26 protein-coding genes are annotated in these 24,987 nt (G+C 39.0%); 14 read left to right on the top strand and 12 right to left on the bottom strand.

Annotated features, from left to right (window positions below; all coding sequences use genetic code 11):
- The first annotated feature begins 329 nt into the window (after positions 1–329).
- From EL244_RS08990 to EL244_RS08980, 3 genes are all read left to right on the top strand, one after another.
- Positions 330–1,031 carry an AzlC family ABC transporter permease gene (locus EL244_RS08990; protein ID WP_112836759.1) on the top strand — a complete coding sequence of 234 codons (702 nt, stop codon included), beginning with the start codon at positions 330–332 and terminating at the stop codon, positions 1,029–1,031.
- Complete coding sequence (locus EL244_RS08985) at positions 1,028–1,342, top strand: AzlD domain-containing protein (protein ID WP_112836757.1); 315 nt, start codon at positions 1,028–1,030, stop codon at positions 1,340–1,342. Before EL244_RS08990 ends, EL244_RS08985 begins: the two co-directional genes overlap by 4 nt.
- 116 nt (positions 1,343–1,458) lie before the next feature.
- Positions 1,459–1,923 (top strand): YehS family protein, encoded by a 465-nt coding sequence (locus tag EL244_RS08980; protein WP_039854058.1) that lies wholly within the window; start codon positions 1,459–1,461, stop codon positions 1,921–1,923.
- A gap of 37 nt (positions 1,924–1,960) precedes the next feature.
- Here EL244_RS08980 and EL244_RS08975 read toward each other — a convergent pair whose 3' ends face one another.
- The 4 genes from EL244_RS08975 to EL244_RS08960 all read right to left on the bottom strand — a co-directional run bounded on the left by EL244_RS08975 (position 1,961) and on the right by EL244_RS08960 (position 5,931).
- Complete coding sequence (locus EL244_RS08975) at positions 1,961–2,851, bottom strand: LysR family transcriptional regulator (protein WP_126460345.1); 891 nt, start codon at positions 2,849–2,851, stop codon at positions 1,961–1,963.
- A 42-nt stretch (positions 2,852–2,893) separates the two neighbouring features.
- Positions 2,894–3,853, bottom strand: coding sequence for an acetyl-CoA carboxylase carboxyl transferase subunit alpha (gene accA, locus EL244_RS08970; protein ID WP_126460342.1), 960 nt, complete (start codon positions 3,851–3,853; stop codon positions 2,894–2,896).
- Between the two features lie 106 nt (positions 3,854–3,959).
- On the bottom strand, positions 3,960–4,523 hold the full coding sequence (locus EL244_RS08965; protein WP_126460340.1) for a GNAT family N-acetyltransferase: 564 nt from the start codon (positions 4,521–4,523) through the stop codon (positions 3,960–3,962).
- On the bottom strand, positions 4,504–5,931 hold the full coding sequence (locus EL244_RS08960) for an AMP nucleosidase (protein WP_459426276.1): 1,428 nt from the start codon (positions 5,929–5,931) through the stop codon (positions 4,504–4,506). The genes EL244_RS08965 and EL244_RS08960 overlap by 20 nt, the downstream gene beginning before the upstream one ends.
- Positions 5,932–6,292: 361 nt before the next feature.
- Between EL244_RS08960 and EL244_RS08955 the strand changes: the two genes are divergently transcribed.
- Positions 6,293–6,625, top strand: a complete 333-nt coding sequence (locus tag EL244_RS08955; RefSeq protein ID WP_006813012.1) for an MliC family protein — start codon at positions 6,293–6,295, stop codon at positions 6,623–6,625.
- A 238-nt stretch (positions 6,626–6,863) separates the two neighbouring features.
- Here the strand turns inward: EL244_RS08955 and EL244_RS08950 are convergent, their stop codons facing one another.
- Positions 6,864–7,346: a GNAT family N-acetyltransferase gene (locus tag EL244_RS08950; protein WP_412033784.1), complete on the bottom strand. Its 483-nt coding sequence runs from the start codon at positions 7,344–7,346 to the stop codon at positions 6,864–6,866.
- Between the two features lie 80 nt (positions 7,347–7,426).
- Here EL244_RS08950 and pdxR point away from each other — a divergent pair, with 80 nt between their 5' ends.
- The 3 genes from pdxR (at position 7,427) to EL244_RS18015 (ending at position 10,129) form a co-directional block, all read left to right on the top strand.
- The gene (gene pdxR / locus EL244_RS08945) at positions 7,427–8,914 is read left to right on the top strand and encodes a MocR-like pyridoxine biosynthesis transcription factor PdxR (protein ID WP_126460331.1); all 1,488 of its coding nucleotides are present in this window, start codon (positions 7,427–7,429) and stop codon (positions 8,912–8,914) included.
- Between the two features lie 98 nt (positions 8,915–9,012).
- A complete protein-coding gene (locus EL244_RS08940) occupies positions 9,013–9,594 on the top strand; it encodes a YebB family permuted papain-like enzyme (protein WP_006813015.1) in 582 nt (193 codons plus the stop codon).
- A 238-nt stretch (positions 9,595–9,832) separates the two neighbouring features.
- Positions 9,833–10,129: a hypothetical protein gene (locus EL244_RS18015; protein WP_006813016.1), complete on the top strand. Its 297-nt coding sequence runs from the start codon at positions 9,833–9,835 to the stop codon at positions 10,127–10,129.
- 91 nt (positions 10,130–10,220) lie between these two features.
- On the opposite strand, the gene EL244_RS08930 is transcribed toward EL244_RS18015, so the two are convergent.
- From EL244_RS08930 to EL244_RS08905, 6 genes are all read right to left on the bottom strand, one after another.
- Positions 10,221–11,252, bottom strand: a complete 1,032-nt coding sequence (locus tag EL244_RS08930) for a methionine synthase (RefSeq protein ID WP_126460328.1) — start codon at positions 11,250–11,252, stop codon at positions 10,221–10,223.
- A gap of 27 nt (positions 11,253–11,279) precedes the next feature.
- The gene (locus EL244_RS08925) at positions 11,280–12,257 is read right to left on the bottom strand and encodes a DUF1852 domain-containing protein (RefSeq protein WP_126460326.1); all 978 of its coding nucleotides are present in this window, start codon (positions 12,255–12,257) and stop codon (positions 11,280–11,282) included.
- Between the two features lie 673 nt (positions 12,258–12,930).
- Positions 12,931–13,167, bottom strand: coding sequence for a hypothetical protein (locus tag EL244_RS08920; RefSeq protein WP_126460323.1), 237 nt, complete (start codon positions 13,165–13,167; stop codon positions 12,931–12,933).
- Between the two features lie 39 nt (positions 13,168–13,206).
- Positions 13,207–15,177 (bottom strand): NACHT domain-containing protein, encoded by a 1,971-nt coding sequence (locus EL244_RS08915; protein WP_126460321.1) that lies wholly within the window; start codon positions 15,175–15,177, stop codon positions 13,207–13,209.
- Positions 15,178–15,331: 154 nt separating this feature from the next.
- Entirely contained in the window at positions 15,332–15,580 is a 249-nt protein-coding gene (locus EL244_RS08910; RefSeq protein ID WP_126460318.1) for an Ogr/Delta-like zinc finger protein, read from the bottom strand.
- A 45-nt stretch (positions 15,581–15,625) separates the two neighbouring features.
- Complete coding sequence (locus EL244_RS08905) at positions 15,626–16,732, bottom strand: phage late control D family protein (protein ID WP_126460316.1); 1,107 nt, start codon at positions 16,730–16,732, stop codon at positions 15,626–15,628.
- 158 nt (positions 16,733–16,890) lie between these two features.
- Here EL244_RS08905 and EL244_RS08900 point away from each other — a divergent pair, with 158 nt between their 5' ends.
- The 7 genes from EL244_RS08900 (at position 16,891) to EL244_RS08870 (ending at position 24,419) form a co-directional block, all read left to right on the top strand.
- Positions 16,891–18,057, top strand: a complete 1,167-nt coding sequence (locus tag EL244_RS08900) for a phage tail sheath subtilisin-like domain-containing protein (protein WP_172597514.1) — start codon at positions 16,891–16,893, stop codon at positions 18,055–18,057.
- 12 nt (positions 18,058–18,069) lie between these two features.
- Complete coding sequence (locus EL244_RS08895; protein WP_006813025.1) at positions 18,070–18,582, top strand: phage major tail tube protein; 513 nt, start codon at positions 18,070–18,072, stop codon at positions 18,580–18,582.
- A gap of 21 nt (positions 18,583–18,603) precedes the next feature.
- Complete coding sequence (locus tag EL244_RS08890; protein ID WP_126460313.1) at positions 18,604–18,906, top strand: phage tail assembly protein; 303 nt, start codon at positions 18,604–18,606, stop codon at positions 18,904–18,906.
- Positions 18,907–18,989: 83 nt separating this feature from the next.
- A complete protein-coding gene (locus tag EL244_RS18395; RefSeq protein WP_419179616.1) occupies positions 18,990–19,055 on the top strand; it encodes a hypothetical protein in 66 nt (21 codons plus the stop codon).
- Positions 19,052–22,216: a phage tail tape measure protein gene (locus EL244_RS08880; protein WP_126460311.1), complete on the top strand. Its 3,165-nt coding sequence runs from the start codon at positions 19,052–19,054 to the stop codon at positions 22,214–22,216. The genes EL244_RS18395 and EL244_RS08880 overlap by 4 nt, the downstream gene beginning before the upstream one ends.
- 3 nt (positions 22,217–22,219) lie before the next feature.
- Entirely contained in the window at positions 22,220–22,651 is a 432-nt protein-coding gene (locus EL244_RS08875) for a phage tail protein (RefSeq protein WP_126460309.1), read from the top strand.
- Between the two features lie 256 nt (positions 22,652–22,907).
- Entirely contained in the window at positions 22,908–24,419 is a 1,512-nt protein-coding gene (locus EL244_RS08870) for a phosphoethanolamine transferase (protein WP_126460306.1), read from the top strand.
- 40 nt (positions 24,420–24,459) lie between these two features.
- Here the strand turns inward: EL244_RS08870 and EL244_RS08865 are convergent, their stop codons facing one another.
- Positions 24,460–24,987, bottom strand: coding sequence for a tail fiber assembly protein (locus EL244_RS08865; protein ID WP_126460303.1), 528 nt, complete (start codon positions 24,985–24,987; stop codon positions 24,460–24,462).

The raw sequence follows: 24,987 nt of genomic DNA, 5'->3' as shown, positions 1-24,987 counted from the left end.
TTTAAATTTTAATTTATTCAAAAAACCCAGATTAAACCAATTGAATCATAGTTATAATATGAAACAAAAAACCAATTTTATGATGGCAATCAGAAGCAAGCCAAAAACAAAATTAAAGCAATATTTTATTCTGAATAAAAATTAAAACTCGATATCTAATTCCGGTTAATTACCATGAATGAGGATAGTGAATTGTTTTAGATTTCAAGATATAACATGAGTAGCTACCGTTTATTATCCAAAAATGATTTTAAGCAAATAGCTGTAGATGTGTTGTTTGCTCTCTTCCATAAAATAAATTCAGCTTCATTAATAAATAGGTATTAATAATGTCAGTTCAGCAACAAAAACCTTGGCAACAAGCCCTAATGGATGGTGCAGTCCACACTTTACCGTTAAACCTTGCCGTTATCCCTTGGGGAGTTTTAGCAGGCTCAATGGCAGTAGAAACGGGATTAACGTTTTGGCAAAGTATTGCAATGTCTGCAATGGTTTTTGCTGGTGCAGCGCAATTAGTCACTTTGGGACTGCTAAACTCAGGGGCGGGCTATATCACTATCATCATTTCTGTATTTTTTATTACCTCTCAACATCTGCTATACGGATTAACCCTGCGCCCACACGTGAAAAATTTCACTGCGCCACAGAGATTAAGCATTGGATTCTTATTAACCGATGAGTTATTTGCCATCAGTGCAGCCAAACGACAAGCATTAAGTTTCCCCTACTTATTTGGCGCTGGCTTTAGCTTTTATCTTGTTTGGTTGGTTACTAGCTTATGCGGCATTGTCATGGCTAATCTCGTGGGAGATCTGAGTAAGTTGCATCTCGATTTTTCTGTTGTAGCAACTTTATTAGCTATCGTAGTGCCATTAACCAAAAAGATCAGTACGGCTTGTGGAGTATTATTTTCGCTGGTTACTGCCATCACCCTCTCAATGTATTCAATTAGCAGTGCGATTGTCATTGCCGGTGTGGGTGGAATGTTTGTTTCTGTTGGGGTTGCACGTTTATTCGGAGAAGAAAAATGATCTGGATTTTGATAATTAGCTTAACCGCGGTCGTTTTTTCTTTGCGCTATGTTTTCCTTATTCCTCAATTACCTATACGGTTGCCTTTAATCGTTCGACAGGCCCTAAGTTATTCAGCTCCCTGTTTACTAACAGCCATTTGTGCTCCCGTTATTTTGCTAGAAAATCATGAAATTCGTAGTTTCCCGGATAACCCTTATTTATGGGGAGCGCTATTTTGTGTGGTTGTAGCATCCATACTTAAAAATATGCTGCTAACAGTAGGATTAACATTAGTCTTTTTCTATGGGCTGATTTACTTTATGGCATAATTGTTTTCTTATATTGCGTAAATTATAAAGCATCGGTGGCTACCTTTGCTTTATAATGCCCCCTCATTTGCTATTTTAAGCTTATTTTTTGTACCATTTATTGGAAAATTTACCCCATGTTGAATAACTATGTTTTACGAAGTGTTCGCTATATGTTGGATTTGAGCGATGCTCAGATGGTTGATATCGTAAAACTTGCAGACTTAACGGTCACTAAAGAAGAAATGGTTCTTTGGCTTAAAAAAGACACAGATCCTGATTATGTCGAATGTAATGACAATGTACTTGGACATTTTCTTAATGGATTGATTTATTTTCGCCGAGGCAAAGATGAAGAGCGTCCGATGCCTGAAGTAGAGACTCGTTTGAGTAATAACATTATTATGAAAAAATTACGGGTAGCCTTCGAGCTTAAAGATGTTGATATGACTGAACTTTATCAGTTAGTTGATTTTCGTGTATCCAAGCCTGAGCTAAATGCTATTTTCCGTAAACCAGGTCATAAAAATTACCGCGAATGCGGGGATCAATTGCTACGCTACCTGCTTAAAGGACTCACTATCCGCTTACGTGGTGCTTAAACACTATCCATATAAAGGGGAAAACAATCCATTTTCCCTATAAGTTTTGCGTTAAATAACTAAGAAATTTATCGACTATCGGTGATAGTGAACGGCGAGTGGCATAGACTGCTCGCAACTCAATGGGAGCTGGTTGAATATTTTCAAAATGAATTTCGACTAATTTCCCTTGCTGAAGATTATCCTGACAAGCCTCTTTCGATAATATTGCGTATCCTAAGCCGTTAATTGCCCCTACACTCGCAAGCATTCCACTATTTACTCTATATTGGCTCGTCACAATAACTTTTTTCTGTTGCCCATTTTTTTCTAAAAATATCCACGGCTGCCCATGCAATGCACTTAAACTAGAAATACACGGCATCTCGGATAATTGGCTAATCGTTTTAGGGAGCCCTGTCGTTTTAATTAACTCCGGAGAAGCCACGACGACACTTTCCCATGATTTAAGAAGTTTTGAGTGGTAACGGCTATCAGCCAGATCCCCACGATGAAATGTCAGTAATAAATCGATATCGTCACTGATGACATCCAAGGGAACTAATTGGGTATCACAATGGATAGCTAATTTGGGGTTTTCGACGGCAAATCTGGCCAGTAACTCTGCCAATAACAAGCTTCCAGACTCACTGGGAATAGTGAGCCTTAAGGTTCCACTGAGCTCTCTCGGATCACGAATTTGTTGCAGTGTTTCTTCTAACTCACTATATAGTTTATGGCTTTTTTTCAGCAATAAAGCCCCTTGCTCGGTTAAACGCATTTGTCTTGTTGTACGTTCAATAAGTTGACAATTTAATTGCGCTTCTAACTGCTTTATGGCGCGACTAATATTTGATGTTGGCATAGAGAGTAACTTTGCTGCATTCGCAAAGCTACCTTGTGACGCCACTGCGACAAAAATGCGTAATAAATTCAAATCAACCCGCATTTGACTACCTAATTCGTTATGACTAATAAGGCACTAATAACATTAGCAGTAACCAAATGCCATTATTTTTTGGTAACGCTGAGTGAGCAATGAATCAATATCGAGTTGGCTTAGCTCCGCTAAATCCGCCAGTAATTGTTGTTTCAGATGTTGTGCAGCTAATTGATAATTACGATGTGCGCCGCCTAATGGCTCTGGGATAATTGTATCAATAATTGCCAACTCTTTTAATCTAGTCGCTGTCATTCCCATCGTCTCAGCCGCTATTTGGGCTTTTTGGGAATCTTTCCATAAAATAGATGCACAGCCTTCTGGTGATATTGCTGCATAGGTACTGTATTGCAGCATATTAATTCTATCGCCAACCCCAATACCTAATGCGCCGCCTGAACAACCTTCCCCTGTGATCACGCAAATAATAGGCGTTTTTAAATGGGACATTTCCATAATATTTCTTGCGATAGCTTCAGCTTGACCCCGTTCCTCGGCGCCAACTCCCGGATATGCTCCCGCAGAATCAGTAAAAACCACCACAGGTAAATGAAATCGCTCCGCCATTTTCATTAATCGCAATGCTTTTCGGTATCCCTCTGGAGAAGGCATCCCAAAGTTTCTCATCACTTTTTCTTTGGTATCTCGTCCTTTTTGCTGCCCTAAAACCATTACAGGGCGTCCATCCAAACGAGCCAGTCCCCCCACAAGGGCTTTATCATCGGCAAATGCGCGATCTCCAGCCAGCTCTTCAAATTCAGTAAAAATTAACGGAATATAATCAAGAGTATAGGGACGTAATGGATGCCTAGCCAATTGCACAATTTCCCATGCGCTCAATGATGAAAATATTTTTTTTGTTAATGAAACACTTTTTTCTTCAAGAAGTTGGATCTCTTCTTCAAGTTTTATTTCAGAAGCATGCCCTTGTTGCTTGTATGCAACTAATGCATCAATTTTTTCATTGAGTTCAACAATCGGTTTTTCGAAAGCAAGAGAATGAATAGACATACACACCTTAAAATTAATATATCAATTTTAACAGTGTAAATAGAGAATCAATCCTATTCTATTGATAAAAATAGGATTGATTATTATCAATAATGGGACAATGCTATTATTCGTTCAGATTTTTACGTAACAATATCGAAATACTGCCATTCATAAAGACTTCTTTATCTTGAATATAACCTAATTTATCAGCAACTCTTAATGAACGACTATTTTTCGGATCAATGAAACAGATGCTCTGTTGATATTTTTTCTGAGATATTAGCCAAGATAACGCGGCTTGCATTGCTTCTGTTGCGTAGCCTTTTCCTTGGTATTCCGCCGCGATTACCCATCCAGCTTCTGGGATCCCTTTGATGGGTGGCTCTACCGTTCGGTGGAAATCTGCAAAACCCAGATCCCCCACATAGACGCCAGTATTTTTATCTCTTACCGCCCAATAACCGAAGCCAAGTAACGGCCATAATCCCCCATAGGCGAGCATTCTCATCCACGATTCTCGCTCCGTGGAAGGCTTACCACCAATATGTTGTACCATTGATGTGTTGGCCCATAACTGTGTCAAAGCAGCAAAATCACTCACTTCATGTTTTGACAAAATTAACCTGTCAGTTTCCAGTGTCGGGATCAATTGAGTCTCCTTGCTTTCATTATCTAAATGGTGGTTCATCAAATGTTCTTAATTTTCGAGAGTGTAACTTATCTCCCTCTTGTCTTAAGAGATCGATCGCACGAATACCAATTTGTAGATGTTCTGATATAGCTCCCTCATAGAAGCTATTCGCCTGCCCCGGTAACTTAATTTCACCATGAATTGGTTTATCAGAAACACATAACAACGTCCCATATGGTACGCGAAAACGGTATCCTTGAGCGGCAATAGTGGCGCTCTCCATATCGACAGCGACAGCACGACTTAAACTAAAACGTCGCGCTGTCGCAAAGAAACGTAACTCCCAGTTTCTATCATCCGTCGTCACCACGGTTCCTGTACGTAAGCGCTGCTTGACTAACTCTCCGGGCATATTGCTTACTTGTTTAGTTGCGTCATATAACGCCCGTTGAACTTCAGCAATACTAGGAATCGGAATATCTGGTGGTAATACGTCATCTAGAATATGGTCATCCCGTAGATATGCATGAGCTAAGACATAGTCACCAATTTTTTGGCTTTCTCTTAATCCACCACAGTGACCTATCATTAACCATGCATGAGGGCGTAATACGGCTAAATGGTCACAGATATTTTTTGCATTCGATGGACCAACACCAATATTAACAAGAGTAACGCCAGCCCCATCTCGAGCAATCAGATGATATGCAGGCATTTGAAATTTTTTCCACGTTAAATCTGAGGTGGCTATTTGTGGGTCTGCATTTTCAGCTGTTAGATAATTATGACCTACACAGGATAAGGCAATATAGCGACTCTCCGGATCACAAATTTGCTCACATGCCCAGTTAACAAACTCGTCGACATACCGGTTATAATTAGTAAATAAAATATATGGCTGAACGTGTTCTGGTGGTGTTCCCGTATAATGCTTTAGTCGAGCAAGGGAAAAATCAACCCGTAGGGCATCAAAATGAGAAAGTGGCATATCATCCGTGACATGATATAAGCCATCGGTAATATCATCACTAATATGCGATAAATCAGTAATAGGGAAATGAGCGGCTAAACTACTGCTCATGCTTCTATCGAGTATTAAATCAGACCCATCAATCACAAATGGATAAGGTATTTCAGTTTTAGAAGGGCGAACTGCAAAGGAAACATCATAATCTTGCTGAAAAATTGTTAATTGCTCAACGAGATAAGCTCTAAATAAATCAGGTTGGGTAATTGTAATACTATAATCACCCTGCTTGACAAAGCGTGCATATGCGCGAGTTTTTTCACAATGGTCGACTTTGCCAATCCAAGTAACACACAATTCTGGATAGGCGAATAAACCATGTTCTCTCGCTTTTACATCTGGAATGGTTCCTTTTTCGATGTAGGTCGCGATTGCATTTCTTAATGCTTCGATCGCATTTGAATAGAGTAATGAAAGTTTTTCTATGGTCTCTTCAATCGAGAGATTTTCATATTTTCGGTATTGTTCCAAAGACACACCCAACTCCTTATCAAATGACGTAATTTTGCTGGATCAGTGTATGTTATTCATTGTCTTCTCACAAGAAATTGCTTTTATCGTCTGATTATTTAATAGATTATCTTTCGCAATTTTTATTAATTAATATTTAGTTAAATTTACGTAATTAATTTTATAAGTATAAAAATTATTTTAAGAAAAGACTTATAGTCTATCACCATCAATTTATGATTAATTACTTATGCATTATATATTTTAAAGTAATTTCATATTACTAACAGTATATAAGTTTATTTTTATAAAAGCTGTTTCAATACTTTATAGGTATTAAGGAAATTTAATGAAAAAAACACTTTTAATTTCATCTATCACTGCTTTATCTATTCTAGCAGCCTCTTCATCTGCATTCGCAGCTAAAACAGACACCTACAATTGTGATGGACAAAAAATTAAGGTTTCTTTTCCTAATCAAGATACAGCAGTGATGCTTTATAGCGACGAATTAATTGTTATGAAAAGTAAGGAAGCCGCAAGCGGAGCTCGTTATGTGGGTGAGAACTTCCAGCTATGGAGTCATAAAGGCGGGTTAAATCTGGCAACTATTTCTGAAGATGATGCAGTCAATAACCGTGTATCAGATGATAAAGGTCGTGATTGTAAACTGGTTAAGTAATTTAAATTAAGAATTAATGTACGGCATTAACTGTAATAGCCAATGCCGTATTTTTATTTAGAATAGCCAATACTAATTATTGTCCAGTAATTCTCTATAAAATTTAATTTGTTAGTTGAAATATGTAATTTTAGCGCCATTGAAAAATAGGAATGACTAAAAATACGATTTATTATTCCACTAAATGAAAATTGTAATTAAGTCTCTCCATTGTTTTAGCAACAACGGAGAACCTATTTTATAATGGCATTCTATACTCAATAACCCCTGGTTTTTCTGCAACCCAATTATACAACTTTTGTCCTCGTAAATTGGTTTCTTGTGTATGCCAATATAACCGTCCACATTGATTTTTTTTGGCCTGATTATGAACAAATTCAATCAGCTGTTTTCCCACATGCTTGCCTCTAATTTCTGGCGTGACATAGAGGTCTTCTAAATAACAGAAATTATTTTCTGCCCATGTTGAACGATGATATAAGTAATTAACAAAACCAACTACGTTATCCCCTTCCAATGCAACAGCACAGTACATCGGTTCATCTGCATTAAAAAAGCGTTCCCAGGCTTTTAATGTGATCTCTTCACTTAAATCAACGTTATAGAATTTTTGATATTCCAACCAATAAACTAACCATTGTGGGTAATGTTCTTGAGATACAAATTCAACTGTTACTGGTAATGTTGCACTATTCATAATAACCCTTCCATTTGTAGACATATTACATAATGGGGCTATAGTACTTAGCTATCTGGTACTTCATAAGATACACTTTTGTTATTTATTTAGGATCCACTTTAATGCGCCGAAAACAGCAAGCTCAATTTCCGCTTTTATTGATTGAAAAAGGGCGAATTAATGAAGGGGTATACCATACCATTCGGAATGCAATTCTAGATGGCAGAATTATTGCGGGAATTAAATTACCTTCCACGCGCGCCCTCGCAGAAATGATGTCAATTTCTCGCAACTCTGTGATTGCTGGTTTTGATCGTTTAGTGGATGAAGGCTATCTTTATACTAAATCAGGGTCTGGGACCTATGTATCCGCACAAATTCCGGATGAGCTAGTACGTACAGCAAGTCAACCTCAAGTGGACGATTTACCAGAAAATCATGCAGTTTTTCTTAATCCCATAATAAATGATTTAGATCACCTATGGGAACAATCTCGCCCTAATACCGATAAACATCAGGTATTTAATATAGGTATTGGTTGTGTAGACCAATTTCCTCATGACCTTTGGGGACGTCTATTAGGTCGAGTTTGGCGTAAGTCAAAACTGGCTATTACCCACTATAATCACCCTGATGGTTATGCTCCGTTGAAAAAACTACTTGTAGATTATGTGCGTTCAACCCGAGGAGTACACTGTACAGAAAAACAAATTATTATTGTTAATGGTACCCAGCAAGCTATCAATTTAGTTGCTAAAGTATTATTAAAACAGAAAGATAAAGTTTGGCTTGATGACCCCGGATATGACAGCGCCCGGGCAATATTTACTGCAGCTGGCGCCTCAATTGCCTCAATTCCATCCGATGATGAAGGAATGGATATCGCCTATGGAGCCAAGCATCATGGGGATGCTAAGCTGATTTATACCACACCATCCCATCAATTTCCTTTAGGTATTACGTTAAGCTTATCTCGCAGATTAGCGTTATTAGATTGGGCACAACAAAACAATGCATGGATATTTGAAGACGACTACAACAGTGAATTTCGTTTTCTCTCTAAACCGATCCAAGCTTTACAAGGATTAGATAACCACCAGAGGGTTATTTACGCTGGTACATTTTCAAAAATGATGTATCCAGGATTTAGGTTGGGATTTTTAATTGTTCCAGAAAATCTGAGTGAAGCATTTACTATGATGAAGTACTACAGCGATAGTCATTGTAGTTATTTAGAACAAGCAGCCTTAGCTCAATTTATTCAAGAAGGTCATTACGCACGTCATATTCGAAAAATTCGTAAAATATGCCATGAACGGCAAAATGCTTTCTGCCAACATATTCAATTATATGTTCCTCATTTATTTGATGTGCAAATGACTGATTCTGGTATCCATACAGTTTGCTGGATAAAACAAGGTTATAGTTTGGATATTATCCTAAAACAGTGTCGAGAGCTCAATTTTGGTGCCCAACCTTTGTCTCGCTACTGTATTAATAGCCCGAATAATAATGCAATTCTATTTGGCTATGCGGCGCATACTGAACAAGATATCATCCAGAGTATTCAAAATTTAAGTCAAAAGCTGTTGAAGATATACCCAAGATAAACAGAAGTAATTTTCGCCCTCATTCTGATTGCTGCTAAGAACGAACAGCTTATAAGATAACTTTAATGCACACTTTATCACCATATTGAGGTTATCTTATGACAAGAATAAATTACCCGTCAGAACTTGAGGTTGGCGATATTATTTTCACCAGTATTGGCACTGAGTTATTTCGTCAAATAGCCTCCGCATCTCTGTGCTGGAGCAACCATGTCGGTATGATTATTGGGCATAATGGCGAAGATTACTTAATCGCTGAAAGCCGAGTTCCGCTGTCAACAACTACGACGCTATCACGCTTTATCGCTCGCTCAGCTGAGCATCGTTATGGTGTTCGTCGCTTATCGACACATCTTGATGAACATCAAAAACAGGCGCTTATTGATGAAGTTCCTTCAAGATTAAATAAGTTCTATCATACGGGGTTTAATTACGATTCATCTCGTCAATTTTGCTCAAAATTTGTCTTCGATATATATCAATCTGCCCTATCCATTCAGATCGGAGAAATCGAGACATTTCATACATTATTGTCCAAAAATCCCGATGCAAAACTAAATTTTTGGAAACTTTGGTTTATAGGCTCTATTCCGTGGGAACGTACAACGGTGACTCCCGCAAGCCTATGGCAACACCCCGAGTTATCACTCATTTATCGCAGTCATGATGATATTCACTAAGCCAGATTAGTCGATTGATTGATTATTCCCTCACGCTATTAGCCCCATTAAAGTGGGGCTTTATCTATCATTTCAAGACTTTTAGGAGCAACTTCAGCTGTATACTTGTCATTTCTTTTGACTCTCTTCATCTGTCACCATACGCTCCTTAGCACAAATGATTTTTAGTCTCTTATTTGCTTGCTCAAAGGGCTGACTGGATGAGCAAAATTTAGTGAAATAATTAGAGGGAAACTCAATGGCAAATCAATTTAGAGAAAAACAAGTTCCTTTAATGTTATTGGTTTCTTATGGTGATTCGTCTCCGAGCAGTAGCAACCTAGGTAGTTCTAGTGGAGGAAACAAAATGGAGTCAAGATTAAGTAGCCTTGAAAATGATATGAAAGCAATCAAAACTGATGTGGCGGTAATTAAATCAAATTATCTAACGATCAGTGATTTACATAAAGAGCTTGGTTCTCAAACCAAATGGATTGTTGGCATTATTCTTGCGGCTTCAGGTATTAGCTTAGCAATTGCGAAATTGATTTTTTAAGTGTCAACAAGTAGGCATAAATTAATCTTTTGAAATTTAATATAAAAAGGCACCCCTTGAGTGCCTTTTTAGTCGCTAACTCTTTGCTAGTTTATTTCGTTGAGAGTTCTCTACGAATGATCTCTGCTCCTGCGCTTAAGGCATTGAGTTTACCTCTGGCTACCTGATGAGATAAAGGAGCCATGCCACAGTTGGTCGAAGGATAAAGCTTATCTGCATCAACAAACTGAAGCGCTTTCCGCAATGTATCCGCGACTTCCTTGGGTGTTTCTATAGTATGGCTCGCCACATCAATAGCCCCAACCATCACTTTTTTTCCTCGAATCAATTCAAGCAGGTCCATAGGAACGTGCGAGTTGTGACACTCCAGCGAAATTATATCAATATTAGAAGTTTGTAGCTTAGGGAAAGCCTCTTCGTATTGTCTCCACTCCGTTCCCAAAGTTTTCTTCCAATCGGTATTAGCCTTAATGCCATATCCATAGCAGATATGCACCGCAGTTTCACATTTAAGCCCTTCAATCGCCCTTTCTAATGTGGCGATCCCCCAATCATTCACCTCATCGAAAAAAACATTAAACGCGGGTTCATCAAACTGGATAATATCGACACCTGCCGCCTCTAATTCTTTGGCTTCCTGATTGAGAATTTTGGCAAACTCCCAAGCAAGTTTCTCACGGCTTTTATAGTGATTATCATAAAGTGTATCGATCATTGTCATTGGGCCGGGCAAAGCCCATTTAATAGGCTGATTAGTTAGCTGTCGTAAAAATTTAGCATCTTCCACAAATACGGGCCTTTGACGAGCTACTGCCCCAACAACTGTAGGTACACTTGCATCATAGCGGTCACGAATTTTAACGACCTGACGCTTCTCAAAATCAACGCCACTAAGGTGTTCAATAAATGTTGTCACAAAATGTTGTCGTGTTTGCTCACCATCGCTGACGATATCAATACCGGCTCGTAACTGATCGTCCAGAGATAAACGCAAAGCATCTTGTTTACCTTGAATTAATTCTTCATTTTGTAACTTCCACGGAGACCAAAGTGTTTCGGGTTGTGCAAGCCAAGATGGTTTAGGTAAACTGCCAGCTGTCGATGTAGGTAATAATTTTTTCATAATAAATGACCTTTTATTTTTAGTTAATTAGTGTGTGTAGTTAGCAGACCATTGATCAAGAATATTCTTGTAGGGCTTAATGAAGTGTTCTTCAGTAAATTTCCCTTGCTCAATAGCCAACTGGCTACGTTCTTCTCGGTCATAAACAATTTTTGTTAATGAATAATCTTGCTGATTCAGGCTTGGCTGATAACATTCACCTGCCACAGAATTTGCATTATAAATCTCAGGTCGATAAATCTTTTGGAAAGTCTCCATCGTACTTATCGTACTAATAAGCTCAATATTCGTGTAATCATTCAGTAGGTCACCTTTAAAATAAAAAGCCAAGGGAGCCGCACTATTTTGAGGCATAAAATAACGCACTTGCAGCCCCATTTTTTTAAAATATTGGTCGGTCAAGGAAGTGCCTTTCTGTTGGTACTCTATACCTAATGTCGGGTGTTGGTTTCCTGTCCGATAATAAACATCTTTATTTGAAACGCTTAAACAGATTATTGGTGATTTATTAAAGTTTTCTTTGTATTCATTTGAATTCACAAAATATTTAAATATATTGCCATGCAAATCACCAAAATTATCTGGAATGCTAAAGTTAGGTTGATTTTTATTATGATCTAACAGCAATACACTAAAATCATAATCTCGCACGTAAGAGGAGAAATTATTACCTACAACACCCTCAATACGCTGGTTTGTTTTTTGATCAATAATATTGGTTTTTAATATTTCAATTACAGGGAATGTATGACCCTGATTTTCAATCTTCATTGAAACAGAAATGATTTCAAGTTCTACTGAGTAACGATCACCTTTAGGATTATCCCAATACGCAAGTGAATTAAAACGATTATTAATCATCATCAATGTATTTTTTAAATTCGTCTGGCGGTCTTTTCCTCTAGCTAAATTAGCAAAATTGGTCGTTATACGAGTATTTTTAGAGGGGTTATAATTTTCATCAAAAAGACTGCTCTTAATCGTAAATGTAAAGTCTCTATTCATCGTGGTTTTATTTCCTAAGCACTGATATGAAAATTTTATTCGCCCCTTGATTGCCGAGAATTTTCTCGTCATCTCATTAACCAATCTTCATATTCTCAATAAGTTATGAACTATTAATGCCAGAGCCTTTCGATGAGTTAAAGCGACTTAATTTCATTAGAACATGAACTATATTCATGATCAGGTATGTAATACGTGGTTATTTAGCCATCCAGATGGCTTTAAGGCCGCGGATTTACACGCTTTCCAATAAAAAACTATTCATGCCAGATTAATTGAATTGCACTATGTATCGCGCTTAAAAAATATGAAAAAAATCTAAATATTTAAAATATGGATAGCGTGGTCTTGATAAAAATTCAAAATGGGCATCTAAAAATAGAATATTGAGTAATTTTCAATCAAGAGAATGTGAAATAATTCAGACTACATAAATGCACAAAAAAAAGCACTCGCCCCCGAGTGCCTTTTGACTACAACTCACTGAATTTAGAGTAAAAAACTCCTATTCAGCGGTTCTGGTACTAGTGCGGATTAGGTAGTCAAATGCGCTAAGTGCGGCGTTCTAAAAGTGACTTAGCTGATTGATATAAAAGGACTTAGTCAATAGTCAATGTCCACATATTGACCACACTTGAAAAGCCTCTTTGTGACGAGAGGCTTTTTATTTTGTTTATTTTTCAATGGGTGGGAGTAGTTTTTTAGCTTGCTGAATCAAAGTTTCAATTACCTCAAGAGGAATATTTGGCTCATAGCAAGTTAATGTAAATTGATGGGTAACATCCGAGTAAAAAACTTCAGCAAGTTGTAACACTGGATCAGTATTCGCCATAGTTAATTCAAGGAACATGCCATCTCTAACTATGTCACTTCCTCTTGCAAATTCGTAATCGATTCCATCATGAGTCATAATTTTTTGTTCCAGTATATTAATGAAGCAATTTTAATTTCAATCAAAACCTTCTAATAAATCATTTACTCCATTTGATGTATCTGAAACAATATCATCTAATGCACTGATGGCTAACGATTCATGTATTACAGGAATTGTTAATGTATGTCTAAATTGTAACAATATACTTATAATGTCAGGGATGATGTCATTACTGTATCCCTTAACATAACCAGATTCAGTTGAAACCATCACGTTTTCTGGGATTTTTAGCGAATCAAAAGATAACCTATTGTAATAATCTTTTTCTTTAAAGAAGTATTCATTATTTTTTAGCCTAAGTATGTCAAAAACCGTACTTTTTAAAGAAACAGGATAAGTTATGTGAGTAATAAACTCCCGAAACCCTATAAAATTATTTTCAAAAGAGCTATGTAAATAATCATCCTCATCAAAAATATATACATCATCAAGAATATTTAGATCACCTAAGTTAGCATTGCTATATGGCGTTAAAAGTAATTTTAAATCAGAAAAAAAGCTGATACTTGCCCATATTTCTTTATCACACTCATCTAAGCAATCAAGTTTTTCCAATTTTTCCAAATGCTGAAAATATTCAGTAAGACATTTACGAAGAATAGATTTCCTAAAAGATGCATAGTCAATATCAGAACAAAGCTCAATTATATTTTTGTACTTAACAGCACTACCACTTTCATATAATTTCAATAAAAGTTCATCTCTTTTATCCTTAACTTCAATACAAATAAATTCCGCACTAAAATACTCCATAAGTGATTTATGTGACCATCTATAAAGGGCACCCTCTTTAATAAATAAAGGCACTGAGTATGTCAGATCATTAATAAACGAGATAGGCTTAACACTTATTCCTTTCAATTTTTCAGTTATGTCAATTAAAATGCTTTCAAGTTCTGATCTACTAAACTCTAACCGACCATTATTTTTTAAACACCAAAATGCAAGCCTACGAAGTAGGATACTAAAATCAGTTATATCTAGGCCTGAAGACTTTCTTCGAACATAACCAGTTTCTTTACTAAGGTCATGGGTTTCAAAAAGGGCCTCAAATACTTGGCTATAGAATAAATCTTTCCGTCTTGGTATTACAGGTTTATATCTATAAGAACAAAATAAAAGTGAAACATATAGTGGTGTTGTTAAAAACTCTAAGATAGTAGTATTATCCTTTTCTCTCATAAGCTTTATTTCCGTAATCAACTTATTTGAAAGAATAAGACTATTTCCTGTTTTGGCTAGATTTATATCATATAAGCGAATAAGTTCATATGATTGCTCTATATCTAGTGGTTTAATTTTAAATCTATTAAAAGAGTGAAGTTCCAATAGTGATTGATCTGGTCTGGATGTAATAATGATTTTAGAGTTAGACATATCATCACTAAAAGCCTTTATTCTCTTTATTAATTCATTCTTCAAATCAAATGGTATTTCATCAATCCCATCAAAGAAATATATAAACGACACTTTCTTTAAAAGAGAATTATCATTAACATCATCAAGGCCTAATAGATTATTTATTTGTTCTTCAATAGGGTTATTGGTGAGTGTTCTTAATTCTATATAAATCGGAATATATTCTGAATGATCAATAGCATCAATGACTATTTTCTTCATCAGTGTTGATTTTCCCATTCCAGCATTATCAATTACTAATATATGATTGAATTTATTAAGAAAAAAATCACCACGATTAACGATGTATTCTTTTTCCTCTCTTGAATCCAACATTGATAATGTCAAAGGAACATAAATATTGTTTATTTCTTTCAATACATTAGGAAAAGCTAATGAGTTAATTATTGAACACTGAGCTCTAGTTTTAGCTAAATATTCAGACATCTGATTCTTAAGCTTATACAAATTTCTTCTTTTATTATAAGCATCCGCACCTTTAGAAAAAACAAAAGGAAGTATTTTTTCTTCAAATATCTTGCTAGCCCAAGGCTTAAAAGCTTCAACTGCATCTTCAATAGTTATCATTTATATACCTTGAATACGAGTGTCAAATCAAACTTCCGACAAAATGAACTTAGTACAATTATACGTATTTAATAAAAAAAAACACTTTAGGGATAGGATAAAGCTATAGATAATCTCTATCCTTTAGATTTTATTAAAAAATCTACTTATATGTTCAAAACATCTCCATCTGTTTCTCTCCCCGATGTGATCTCGGTAACTTATCCATCGGAATTTCAAAGCCTTCTGGCAGCTCTTGTGGAATAGTTTTTGTTAGATAGATCTCCACTGAGGTTATTGTCGTAAAAGAACAGCCACACAGCATATTTTGGCATTGATGATAGCTTCTACGGGTTTCACTACTCATGGATTTACTGGTTTTGGTATAAGTCACAGCGCCGCACTGGGGACAATTGAACGCCATTTTATAACCTTGGGTTATGGATATGCCTGACGTTATTATAATCAATTATTCATCGTTTTGCTCGTCATCCGTCATATCAATATCTTTGATTTTTATTTCCAGTTCCAAATGGGTTATAAACCCGTTCCCGTCAATGGTGTGTGTCACTCGGCTAATCACCCACTGGTGACTATCAATGGTTGGTTTAAAGCCTGTCACGGTCACTGGCATCTCAGGATAAAGGTCTGCGCGACCCTCAGCTAAGGTGATATTAAATTCAGCTACACCTCTTTGTAATTTTAACCACTTAGCCGCAGCGGCTCGCTTGGCTGATTGCTCGTTTTTAAAGGTTTGTCGCATTACAAAAACGTTACCCTCGGCGCCCTCGATGTAATCGCCCTCTTTTTTACTCGACTTCTCTTTTTTAGGCTTTTGCTTACGTTTAAGATTGGTTTTCTTTTGTTTGCCGTAGTTCAAATCTAGCCAGTAAGCCTGTACACCAGTGTACGCTTGCCGGTCAGCCAATCGAAAATAATGCCTATCTCCACTTTCCCGCATGATGGTAATGACGGGCAATGGCTTGCCACTTTGGGTGATTCCCTGATTAGGCACGATAAATAACAGACTGCCGTTTTTAATGGTGGCTATCGCGCCAAGCATTTCAGCCATGCGCGTTAAAAAGCTAATATCGCTCTCATTGGTCTGGTCGGCGTGGTCAATTTCAATGTGCATCAATTGTTTGCTAACGGCGGGTTTAAGGTTATAGCGCCCTGCTATCGCGCTCACCACATCAGAGACTTTGATATCGTGCCAGCTATACTCCCTTTTGACGTTGAAATTTTGCCGAAAATCCGCGCTACGAGCGGTGACGGTAATTTGGTCGGGTGGGCCTGAATGACTAATTTCATCAACGGTATACATCCCTTTATGTATCAAGGCTTCACCTTGCCAGCCCAGGGAAACTGAAATTTCAGCCCCCCGCGCTGGTAACGCAATTTTGCCGTCAGTATCATCGATAGTGAGTTCTAAGGTATCGGCTTCAAAACCGCGATTATCCGTTAATGTTAATGACATTAGCCGGTCATTGACGCTCAACAGCTGCACGCCCCCGACTGTTAAATCAAATGCAGGAACTTTGACTAAATTCCCTTCAACCCAATCCATAAAAGCCATATTCACCACCTAACCAATTCAATATGCCTAGATTGTCGTCGCGCGCGTATGTGAGCAATCGCCCGTTGTTCTCTTGTACCTATGAGAACTCTAACTACATGATTTGTTGTCAAACATCCCTGAAAATGAAAATAAATAGACATCAGGAGATAACAGCGATGGCCGTATATCATCACGGTGTTGAGGTCAATGAAACTACCGACCTTAGCACCCTTATTCGAGATATCGACACTTCAGTGATTGGGATTGTCTGCACCGCAGAAGATGCCGATGCCGAGGCGTTCCCACTCGACACCCCCGTGTTAGTCACGCGCATTAAAACGGTACTCAGCAAAGCAGGAAAAACCGGCACGCTTTACACCACACTCAAAGCCATTGATGACCAGTGCAGCCCAAAAGTAGTCATTGTGCGTGTTGCTGAAGCGAAAGAAGGCAGCGAAAAAACTCAAGACCAATTAGTGATTGGTGGTACCGGTGACGATGGTCGCTATACTGGCCTTTATGCCCTACTGACCGCCGAAGCCAATATCGATGAACGCCCGCGCATTTTGGCAGTGCCGAAGCTCGATACCAAACCCGTTGCCATGCAGCTTGCGATTTTTGCCGAGCAAATCAAAGCCTTTGCTTATATCAGTGCAAATGGCTGTAAAACCATCGCCGAGGCCAAGAAATACCGCGAAGATTTTAATCAGCGCGAAGTGATGATCATCTACCCTGAATTTATCGCCTACAACTTGCAAAGCGGTAAAAATGAAACCATCCCCGCCACCGCTTACGCTATTGGTTTGCGTGCCAAGATTGATGCGGAACAAGGCTGGCATAAGTCGATTTCTAACGTACCGGTTAATGGCGTTCTGGGTATTAGCGCCGATATTTATTGGACATTGCAAGGTAAAGACACCGACGCTAACGATTTAAACAGTCACCAAATCACCACGTTAATTAAGCGAGATGGCTTTCGCATTTGGGGTAATCGCACCGGTGATAATGAAATTTACACTTTTGAAGTCTATACCCGCACCGCGCAAATATTGGCTGAAATGATCGCCGAGGCGCATTTTAGCTATATCGACAAAACGCTCACGCCATCATTGGTGAAAGATATTGTCGATGGAATCAACAGTAAAGGCGCGCAACTCGTCACGCAAGGCCGTTTATTGGGGTTCCAATGTTGGTATGACCCATCGGATAACCCGAAAGAAAATTTACGCGATGGCAAGGCGCACATTCGCTACAAATATACCCCCGTACCGCCACTGGAAAACCTGTCTTTAACACAGGAATTCACTGACGAATATTTCACTGTTTTCGACCAACTGGGCTAAGGAATTTCGATTATGGGTATGCCTAAAAAACTCTTTTTGTTTGATCTGTTTATTGATGGTCAAACCTACCTTGGACAAGTAGAAGAAGTCACCCCGCCAAAGCTATCGCTGAAAACGGAAGATTATCAAGGTGCCGGTATGGTGGGTTCCGTTGCGGTCATGATGGGCTTGGATTCAGGCGCGTTAGATATGGAAGCCACTATGGGCGGCTTGCTGGCTGAATTATTGGAAAGTTGGGGCGGCACGATTGATGGTAAGCAATTTCGTTTTGCGGGCTCTTACTACAATGATTCAACTGGCGAATCCATCCCGTGTGAAATTCAAACCCGCGGGCGCTTTACTGAGCTTGATTTTGGTAGTGCAAAAGCTGGCGATAATACACAGCATAAGTACACCATCAAAAATACCTACTGCAAGATCACCATCAATAACAAAGAAGCCTTTGAGGTGGATTTGCTGAATATGGTGTGGAAAGTCAATGGCAAAGACATGTTAGAAAAACATCGCGCCAATATTGGCCACTAACTTTTAATAGGAAGATTTACTATGGCTGAAGTTATTCAATTCGACGCACCTATCAAATTAGAATCAGGGCAAGAAGTAACTGAAATCACGATCACGGACACCATGAAACAGGTTGGCGCGCTGCGTGGTTTAAAACTGTATGACGTGATGACCTCTGATGTGGATTCGCTGATTAAGTTGCTGCCGCGTGTCACCTCACCACGTTTGACTGAGCGCGATGTTTCACAGCTCCCTATCCCCACATTTAATGCGCTCGCCACTGGTATTGCCAATTTTTTAGTACCGAGCTCCCCGCAAGAAACGACAGACAACGCGGACGAGTAATTGAGTGCCCGAATATTGAAACGGATGAACTAATCGCTGATATCGCCACCGTTTTTCATTGGGCGCCGTCTGAATATGACGCCATGACGGTCGGCGAAATCCTGTTATGGCATCAACGTGCAGCCGCCAGAACAGGAAATGAACCATGAGTGACCGCAATCTCAATATTAGAGTCTCGTTAAGTGCTGCGAATAAGCTTTCCGCCCCTGTTAGTGCTGCACAGCGCAGCGCGGCAGGGTTAGCGACGCAGATCAGAGCCACACAATCCTCTATCCGTAACTTACAAGGCCAATCGAAAACATTCGAGCGGCTTTCTAATTCCGTCAAGAAAAACTCACAGGCTTATGAAGCTGTACGGAATAAAGTCAAAGCCTTACGCGACCAGTACCCGCCATTAACCCAGCAAACTGAAGAACAAAAAAGAGCTTTAGCCGCTGCCCGTTTGGAACGTGATCGCTACGGCCGTACACTCGACAAAGAGAAACAAAAGCTTAATAACGTGACAGCGTCACTCTATCGTCATGGCGTATCGGCACGTCAAAGCGGTGATGCCACAGCACAAGTGACGCGACGAACTGAAATTTATAATCGCCAGTTAGATGAGCAACGCCGACGGTTATCTGCCGTGACTCGAGCGCAAGGTCAATATGCCAAGTCAAAAGAGTTACGTAATAAGTTAGCCACGGGGGGCGCAATCGCCACCGCGGGCGGTGCCGGTGCGCTTTATGCAGGCTCGCGAATTACGGCTCCTGGTCGTGATTTTGATGAGGGTATGTCAACGGTTCAAGCCCTCACCCGATTAGATAAGAATTCTCCTCAGCTGGCAATGTTACGCCAACAAGCCCGAGAACTGGGCGCCAGTACCGCTTATACCTCCACTGATGTTGCCGCCGGTCAGAAGTTTTTGGCGATGGCCGGTTTTACACCTGATGCCATTAAGGCTGCATTGGGTGGCGTATTAAATATGGGTTTAGCCGGAGATATGGATCTTGGTGAAGCCTCCGATATTGGTTCAAATGTCCTGACTCAATTTCAATTGAAAGCCGGTGAAATGAACCGCGTCTCTGACGTACTCACCGCCACGTTTACCCGTAGTAATACCGATTTACGCCAACTCGGTGAAACCATGACCTATGCAGGCCCTATTGCCGCACAACTTGGCGTCAGTCTTGAAAGCATGGCAGCGATGGCAGGAACCATGGCTGATAACGGCATTCGAGGCAGTATGGCGGGTACATCGCTCCGCGCTGGCTTATCACGTATGGTTGCCCCAGTCGGTAAAGGTCAAGCCGCTCTCGATAAGCTAGGAATTAGCATTAAAGATGCTAGCGGTAAATTGCGGGATGCCGACGCGATTTTAAAAGATGTTGGCAAGAGTATGCGTAAGTTTGACCAAGCCAGCCAGATTCGCATGAAAAAAGATATTTTCGGCGAGGAAGCGATGGTTGGTATGGGCGCCGTGATTGATTCGGTGATGAATGGCCGCTATGACGCACTGAAAACCGCCAATATGGGCGCCGAGGGCGAAGCTGATAAAAACGCCAAGGTTAAGATTGATAACTTAAAAGGCGACCTGAAACAGTTGCAATCCGCATGGGAAGATCTCGGTATTGAGATCCAAGAAAATGTCGATTCCCCTTTGCGGCGTGTGACTCAATCACTGACAGGCTTTATTGGTCAAGTTGGCCAATGGATGAAAGCACACCCAAAAATGACGCAAGCCCTTGCTGTCGGAGGGATTGTCATTGCAACATTAGTCACGGCCTTTGGTGCCTTAGCTCTTGCTGCCGCAGCAGTTATTGTACCTTTTGCGGCTATGAGACTCAGTGTGTTTATGCTCACCGGTAGCCGTGGTCTCGGTGGACTTATTCCTAAATTAGGCTCGTTTTCGTTTGGCTTAAAAAATTTAATTCCCTCCATTGGCAAAACAGGTCGCAGCGTACGTGATTGGTTGCCTATCTTTGGCAATGCTAAAGGGGCAGTTAGCCAGCTTTCATCTGGCGTGATGGCACTTGGTCGAACCGGATTTGCGAGTATTTTAGCCGGCGCGGCCTCTACCGGTGGCGCTCTTTCTTTGTTATTCACCAATCCATTAGGGGCATTAACGGCTCTTGGCTCTGGAATTCAAGGACTTGCCACTGTTGGGTTTGGTAGCTTAATGACCGCCGGTAGTAACGCGATTGGTGTTATTGGGGGCGGTTTTTCCTTGTTATTGAGTCCTGTTGGGTTATTTGTCGCAGCCATTGTGGCGGCTGGCGTGTTGATTTATCAATACTGGGAACCGATTAAAGCCTTTTTCAGTGGATTTTGGGATGGTTTCACATCTGCCCTTGCCCCGATGGGTGCGGCATTCAGCGCCACCTTTGCACCATTCGCCCCGATATTCGATGGCATTTCAAATGCCGTCAGCAAGGTGTGGAATTGGTTTAAAGAATTGCTTTCACCGGTTCAACTGTCTACTGAAGAATTAAAATCCTGTACTGAAGCCGGTCAGGTATTTGGTGTTGTGGTAGGGAAAGCCATCAGCGCCCTATTTTGGCCAATTCAGCAAGTCGCCAAAGGATTAGGTTGGATATTAGAAAAGCTTGGCGTTATTCCTGATGCAGCCAGTGCCGCCGCCGATGCAGCAAGAGCCATGGGTGTTGACCCGAATGAAAAAGATCCATTTAAGGTACTCAATTCGGTTTCATCCTATGCAGGAAAAACCGCCAAAGCCAATGAGCAAGCCAAAAAACAACAAGCCGAATCAACCAATAAAATTACCAGTAGCGTGATGGTTGCCGGTAAACAACTCGAAAAAAGCAGCGAGTTGCAGCAAAAAGCCAATGAGGTTAACCCGTTAGAAAATGCAGAAAAATACGGTACTTTGGTTTATGACGGCGCAGAGAAAAAGAGCAAAGCCAAGGGCAGTAAATCCGCGTTAAGTGATGCGGCCGAAAGTGTCGATAGAAATAAACTCGGCGATATTGTGTTTAAAAACTTTCCGTCTGTGACGGCGGTTGATGGTCTGTATCGAGAGCCTCGTATTGCCGCCCAAAAGCAACCGTCATTTCTATCACAACTCAATGATTCTCTTATCAATACTTTCGCCCCTATTCAGCCCAAATTAAACGCAATACCGGTGGCAATATCCCCGACCCGACCAGAACGCCAAATCATGCAGCCTGAATACAATACCTTTGAATTACATTTCCACGGGGTTGATGTGAATAACGAGAAGAAACTGGCCGACGTTGTGAAGCAACAATTAACCGCATTGTTACGTGAACGCGATAGCCGCCGCCGTTCTAGCTTAAGAGATCAGGACTAAATTATGATGATGATTTATGGCATGTTTGTATTTGAGCTGCGCACCGCCCCATATCAAACTTTTAACCACTCACTAGACTGGCGCCATGTTAAAAATGACCGTGTTGGCCGCAGTGCAAAATGGCAGTATGTGGGCGCTGGTGAAGATAAGATCACACTGGCGGGCACGCTTTACCCCGAAGTTACCGGCGGTGACGTGTCGCTGGAGTTACTGAAAACTTCGGCCTATGTGGCTAAGCCACTGCCTTTGATTGAGGGGACAGGAACCATTTACGGTATGTATGTGATCACTAATTTAGTCACCGATAGAACAGAGTTTTTTACCGATGGTAAGGCGAAAAAAATAGATTTTACGCTGTCGTTAAGTCGTGTGAATGAGGATGTGAGGGAAAAACTGATGAGTATTACCATGGGTGATTTAATGGGAACATTTTGATTGGAGTCTTACATAAAGCTTTAAATATGACTATCCAGACTTTTGAGTCTAGTATCATTAGTAACACAAACTATCTCAAAAATAATAGTATTAATTTTATACGAATAACGCGCGACATGGGTATTAGTCAGAAAACAATATAGATAAAGGAATCGTTACTTTTTCTGATTATATTATATTGTTATGTTGCATTTACTCTGCCTGTGTTAGTCTACTTGGCAAAATTTAAACGTGGAATTTTATTGAAATTTTAGTTATGAACTTGAAAATAAAAAATGTAATTATAAGCAAGTTAATGCTTAAATTTATTTCTGTTTTTCTTCTTTTTTCTCTATTACATAATGTGATGGGGTATCCATTCAAACCACTTTATATATTATTTATAAGTATTGGGTTGCTTTATGTTAGAAGTGGTTTATATCGTTTCTTTATTTTGTTTTTTACTATACTAGCGGCTGTTTACTTACCCGTTGGTTTAATCTATGGACCGCCTACATACAACACCATTGCATCTTTTTACTATACAGATATACAAGAATCGCGAGAATTCATTTCAAATATAGACAATAAATATTATCTATATTCTCTTTTTATACTAGTTATTGGCTTTTTAGTTAGCGTTATAAAAACGAGTGCAGTGAATTATCATAAAAAGACCATGCTTAGCATAGTAATTTTAGTTTTTATCTTTACACCATCGAAGTATGCTTTAAGTGGTAAATATGACAGAGCTGCCAATTCAGGTGCACCAGAAACGCGATTTTTTACAGAGTTAATTTACTCTGTTTATTTATTAATCGATGAGATTAAATTATACACAAGCAATGATACTTTTGAAATTACAAAGGTTACTAATCAATATGATACTTATGTAATCGTCATTGGTGAAAGTGTTCGAAAAGACTTTATGCATGCATATGGCTTTAAAATAAACAATACGCCGTTTATGAGCTCAATCAATGGCATATTTTTTACTAACTACATATCCTCAGCTAGCTCTACTCAATCATCTTTGACACATAGCTTATCCTTATATCCCAGCATAGGTAACAATATCATGACACTAGCTAACAAAGCTGGTTTTAATACCTATTGGTTATCTAATCAAGGCTTTGTTGGCGAATATGATGGTTCAGTAGCTGCTATTGGGCGAAGGGCTAATAATAGCTTTTTTATTAAAAGAGGTGGCTCGGATGATAAGTTAGTCTCTCCAGACACTGCACTATTACCAGAATTTAAGTTAGCATTAGAGTCGCCAGGTCATAAAAAACTTATTGTTGTACATATTATGGGGAGCCATACGCCATTTTGTACCAGAACAGAGGATCAGTATGACCATTTTTATCAAAATAAAAAATTCTCTTGTTATGTTCAAAGTATAAAAAATACAGATAAATTATTATCAGAAATTCATTCTGATTTAAGTAAAACAAAATCCAAATGGTCAATGATGTATTTTTCTGACCATGCATTATCCTTAACTGATGATAAAAATGAATTGGCTCATAATGATAAGTACCAGCAAAACTATGAGGTGCCTTTTTTTATTACATCATACGATTCCAATAAAAAAAGCATTATAAATAATCGCCGAAGTGGTCTAAGCTTTATGTCTTTATTTGTACAATGGACAGGTATATATGAGGATAAAATTAAACATGAATGTGATATTTTATCTGCAAATGATTGTCCTAATCAAAACACTGTAATTGATTTTAATAAAAATAATCGTGTTTTTGATGATTTACCGGATGACTATTCCAAGTAACAAAGATATGGGATGCCTTTATTTCGAAGCATCCCATATCTTACGGTTTTTGAGGCCAAATAATACTAAGGGTATTTGAAGCATCGATGCGGTTTAAAAAAATACGATATTCTCTCCATGCTTTTAATGATGTCATTTCTTTTTTTGTCGCTATATTCAAATCAACAGCATCTTGCAAGGGGGCGATAGCATTATTGGCTTCAGACAGTAATGTCTGTTTTTTCGACTCAGTTATTGCAACCACCTCTTCTTGTGACAAGACTAATGGTTCTATTTTTTCATCCATGAATACGTAGCCAGTTATATTCGTGAAAAAATCATCTGGTATTTTCTCTTGTGATATTTCAGCAATCGATAAATTAGCTGGCATTAACGTACTGACATCAAAACTTTGGGAAACAATTCTATTAGCTTTATCAAAAAGGATTTTTAACGTAGCGTCATCAAAGTTTTTTTGTAACTCATACCAATCATTACCAGCTTCATCTTCAAGTACCAAAACAAAATTAGGATATTTTTCTAAAATGCTTTGTGTTTTACTGATATTGAAATTTTTATAAATCAACAT

It is taken from the genome of Providencia rustigianii (assembly GCF_900637755.1).
Taxonomy (GTDB): domain Bacteria; phylum Pseudomonadota; class Gammaproteobacteria; order Enterobacterales; family Enterobacteriaceae; genus Providencia; species Providencia rustigianii.
This window is presented reverse-complemented; position numbering and strand designations above follow the sequence as displayed.

Bases quoted from the DNA above. Each gene is read 5' to 3' on its own strand.
- EL244_RS08940 (WP_006813015.1), top strand. From the start codon at position 9,013: ATGACAAGAATAAATTACCCGTCAGAACTTGAGGTTGGCGATATTATT.
- EL244_RS08930 (WP_126460328.1), bottom strand. From the start codon at position 11,252: ATGAAAAAATTATTACCTACATCGACAGCTGGCAGTTTACCTAAACCA.
- EL244_RS08900 (WP_172597514.1), top strand. From the start codon at position 16,891: ATGGCCGTATATCATCACGGTGTTGAGGTCAATGAAACTACCGACCTT.
- pdxR (WP_126460331.1), top strand. From the start codon at position 7,427: ATGCGCCGAAAACAGCAAGCTCAATTTCCGCTTTTATTGATTGAAAAA.
- EL244_RS08980 (WP_039854058.1), top strand. From the start codon at position 1,459: ATGTTGAATAACTATGTTTTACGAAGTGTTCGCTATATGTTGGATTTG.
- EL244_RS08925 (WP_126460326.1), bottom strand. From the start codon at position 12,257: ATGAATAGAGACTTTACATTTACGATTAAGAGCAGTCTTTTTGATGAA.
- EL244_RS08985 (WP_112836757.1), top strand. From the start codon at position 1,028: ATGATCTGGATTTTGATAATTAGCTTAACCGCGGTCGTTTTTTCTTTG.
- EL244_RS08905 (WP_126460316.1), bottom strand. From the start codon at position 16,732: ATGGCTTTTATGGATTGGGTTGAAGGGAATTTAGTCAAAGTTCCTGCA.
- EL244_RS08880 (WP_126460311.1), top strand. From the start codon at position 19,052: ATGAGTGACCGCAATCTCAATATTAGAGTCTCGTTAAGTGCTGCGAAT.
- EL244_RS08955 (WP_006813012.1), top strand. From the start codon at position 6,293: ATGAAAAAAACACTTTTAATTTCATCTATCACTGCTTTATCTATTCTA.
- accA (WP_126460342.1), bottom strand. From the start codon at position 3,853: ATGTCTATTCATTCTCTTGCTTTCGAAAAACCGATTGTTGAACTCAAT.
- EL244_RS08910 (WP_126460318.1), bottom strand. From the start codon at position 15,580: ATGGCGTTCAATTGTCCCCAGTGCGGCGCTGTGACTTATACCAAAACC.
- EL244_RS08915 (WP_126460321.1), bottom strand. From the start codon at position 15,177: ATGATAACTATTGAAGATGCAGTTGAAGCTTTTAAGCCTTGGGCTAGC.
- EL244_RS08890 (WP_126460313.1), top strand. From the start codon at position 18,604: ATGGCTGAAGTTATTCAATTCGACGCACCTATCAAATTAGAATCAGGG.
- EL244_RS08950 (WP_412033784.1), bottom strand. From the start codon at position 7,346: ATGTCTACAAATGGAAGGGTTATTATGAATAGTGCAACATTACCAGTA.
- EL244_RS08975 (WP_126460345.1), bottom strand. From the start codon at position 2,851: ATGCGGGTTGATTTGAATTTATTACGCATTTTTGTCGCAGTGGCGTCA.
- EL244_RS18015 (WP_006813016.1), top strand. From the start codon at position 9,833: ATGGCAAATCAATTTAGAGAAAAACAAGTTCCTTTAATGTTATTGGTT.
- EL244_RS08865 (WP_126460303.1), bottom strand. From the start codon at position 24,987: ATGTTGATTTATAAAAATTTCAATATCAGTAAAACACAAAGCATTTTA.
- EL244_RS08895 (WP_006813025.1), top strand. From the start codon at position 18,070: ATGGGTATGCCTAAAAAACTCTTTTTGTTTGATCTGTTTATTGATGGT.
- EL244_RS08870 (WP_126460306.1), top strand. From the start codon at position 22,908: ATGAACTTGAAAATAAAAAATGTAATTATAAGCAAGTTAATGCTTAAA.
- EL244_RS08875 (WP_126460309.1), top strand. From the start codon at position 22,220: ATGATGATGATTTATGGCATGTTTGTATTTGAGCTGCGCACCGCCCCA.
- EL244_RS08965 (WP_126460340.1), bottom strand. From the start codon at position 4,523: ATGAACCACCATTTAGATAATGAAAGCAAGGAGACTCAATTGATCCCG.
- EL244_RS08990 (WP_112836759.1), top strand. From the start codon at position 330: ATGTCAGTTCAGCAACAAAAACCTTGGCAACAAGCCCTAATGGATGGT.
- EL244_RS08920 (WP_126460323.1), bottom strand. From the start codon at position 13,167: ATGACTCATGATGGAATCGATTACGAATTTGCAAGAGGAAGTGACATA.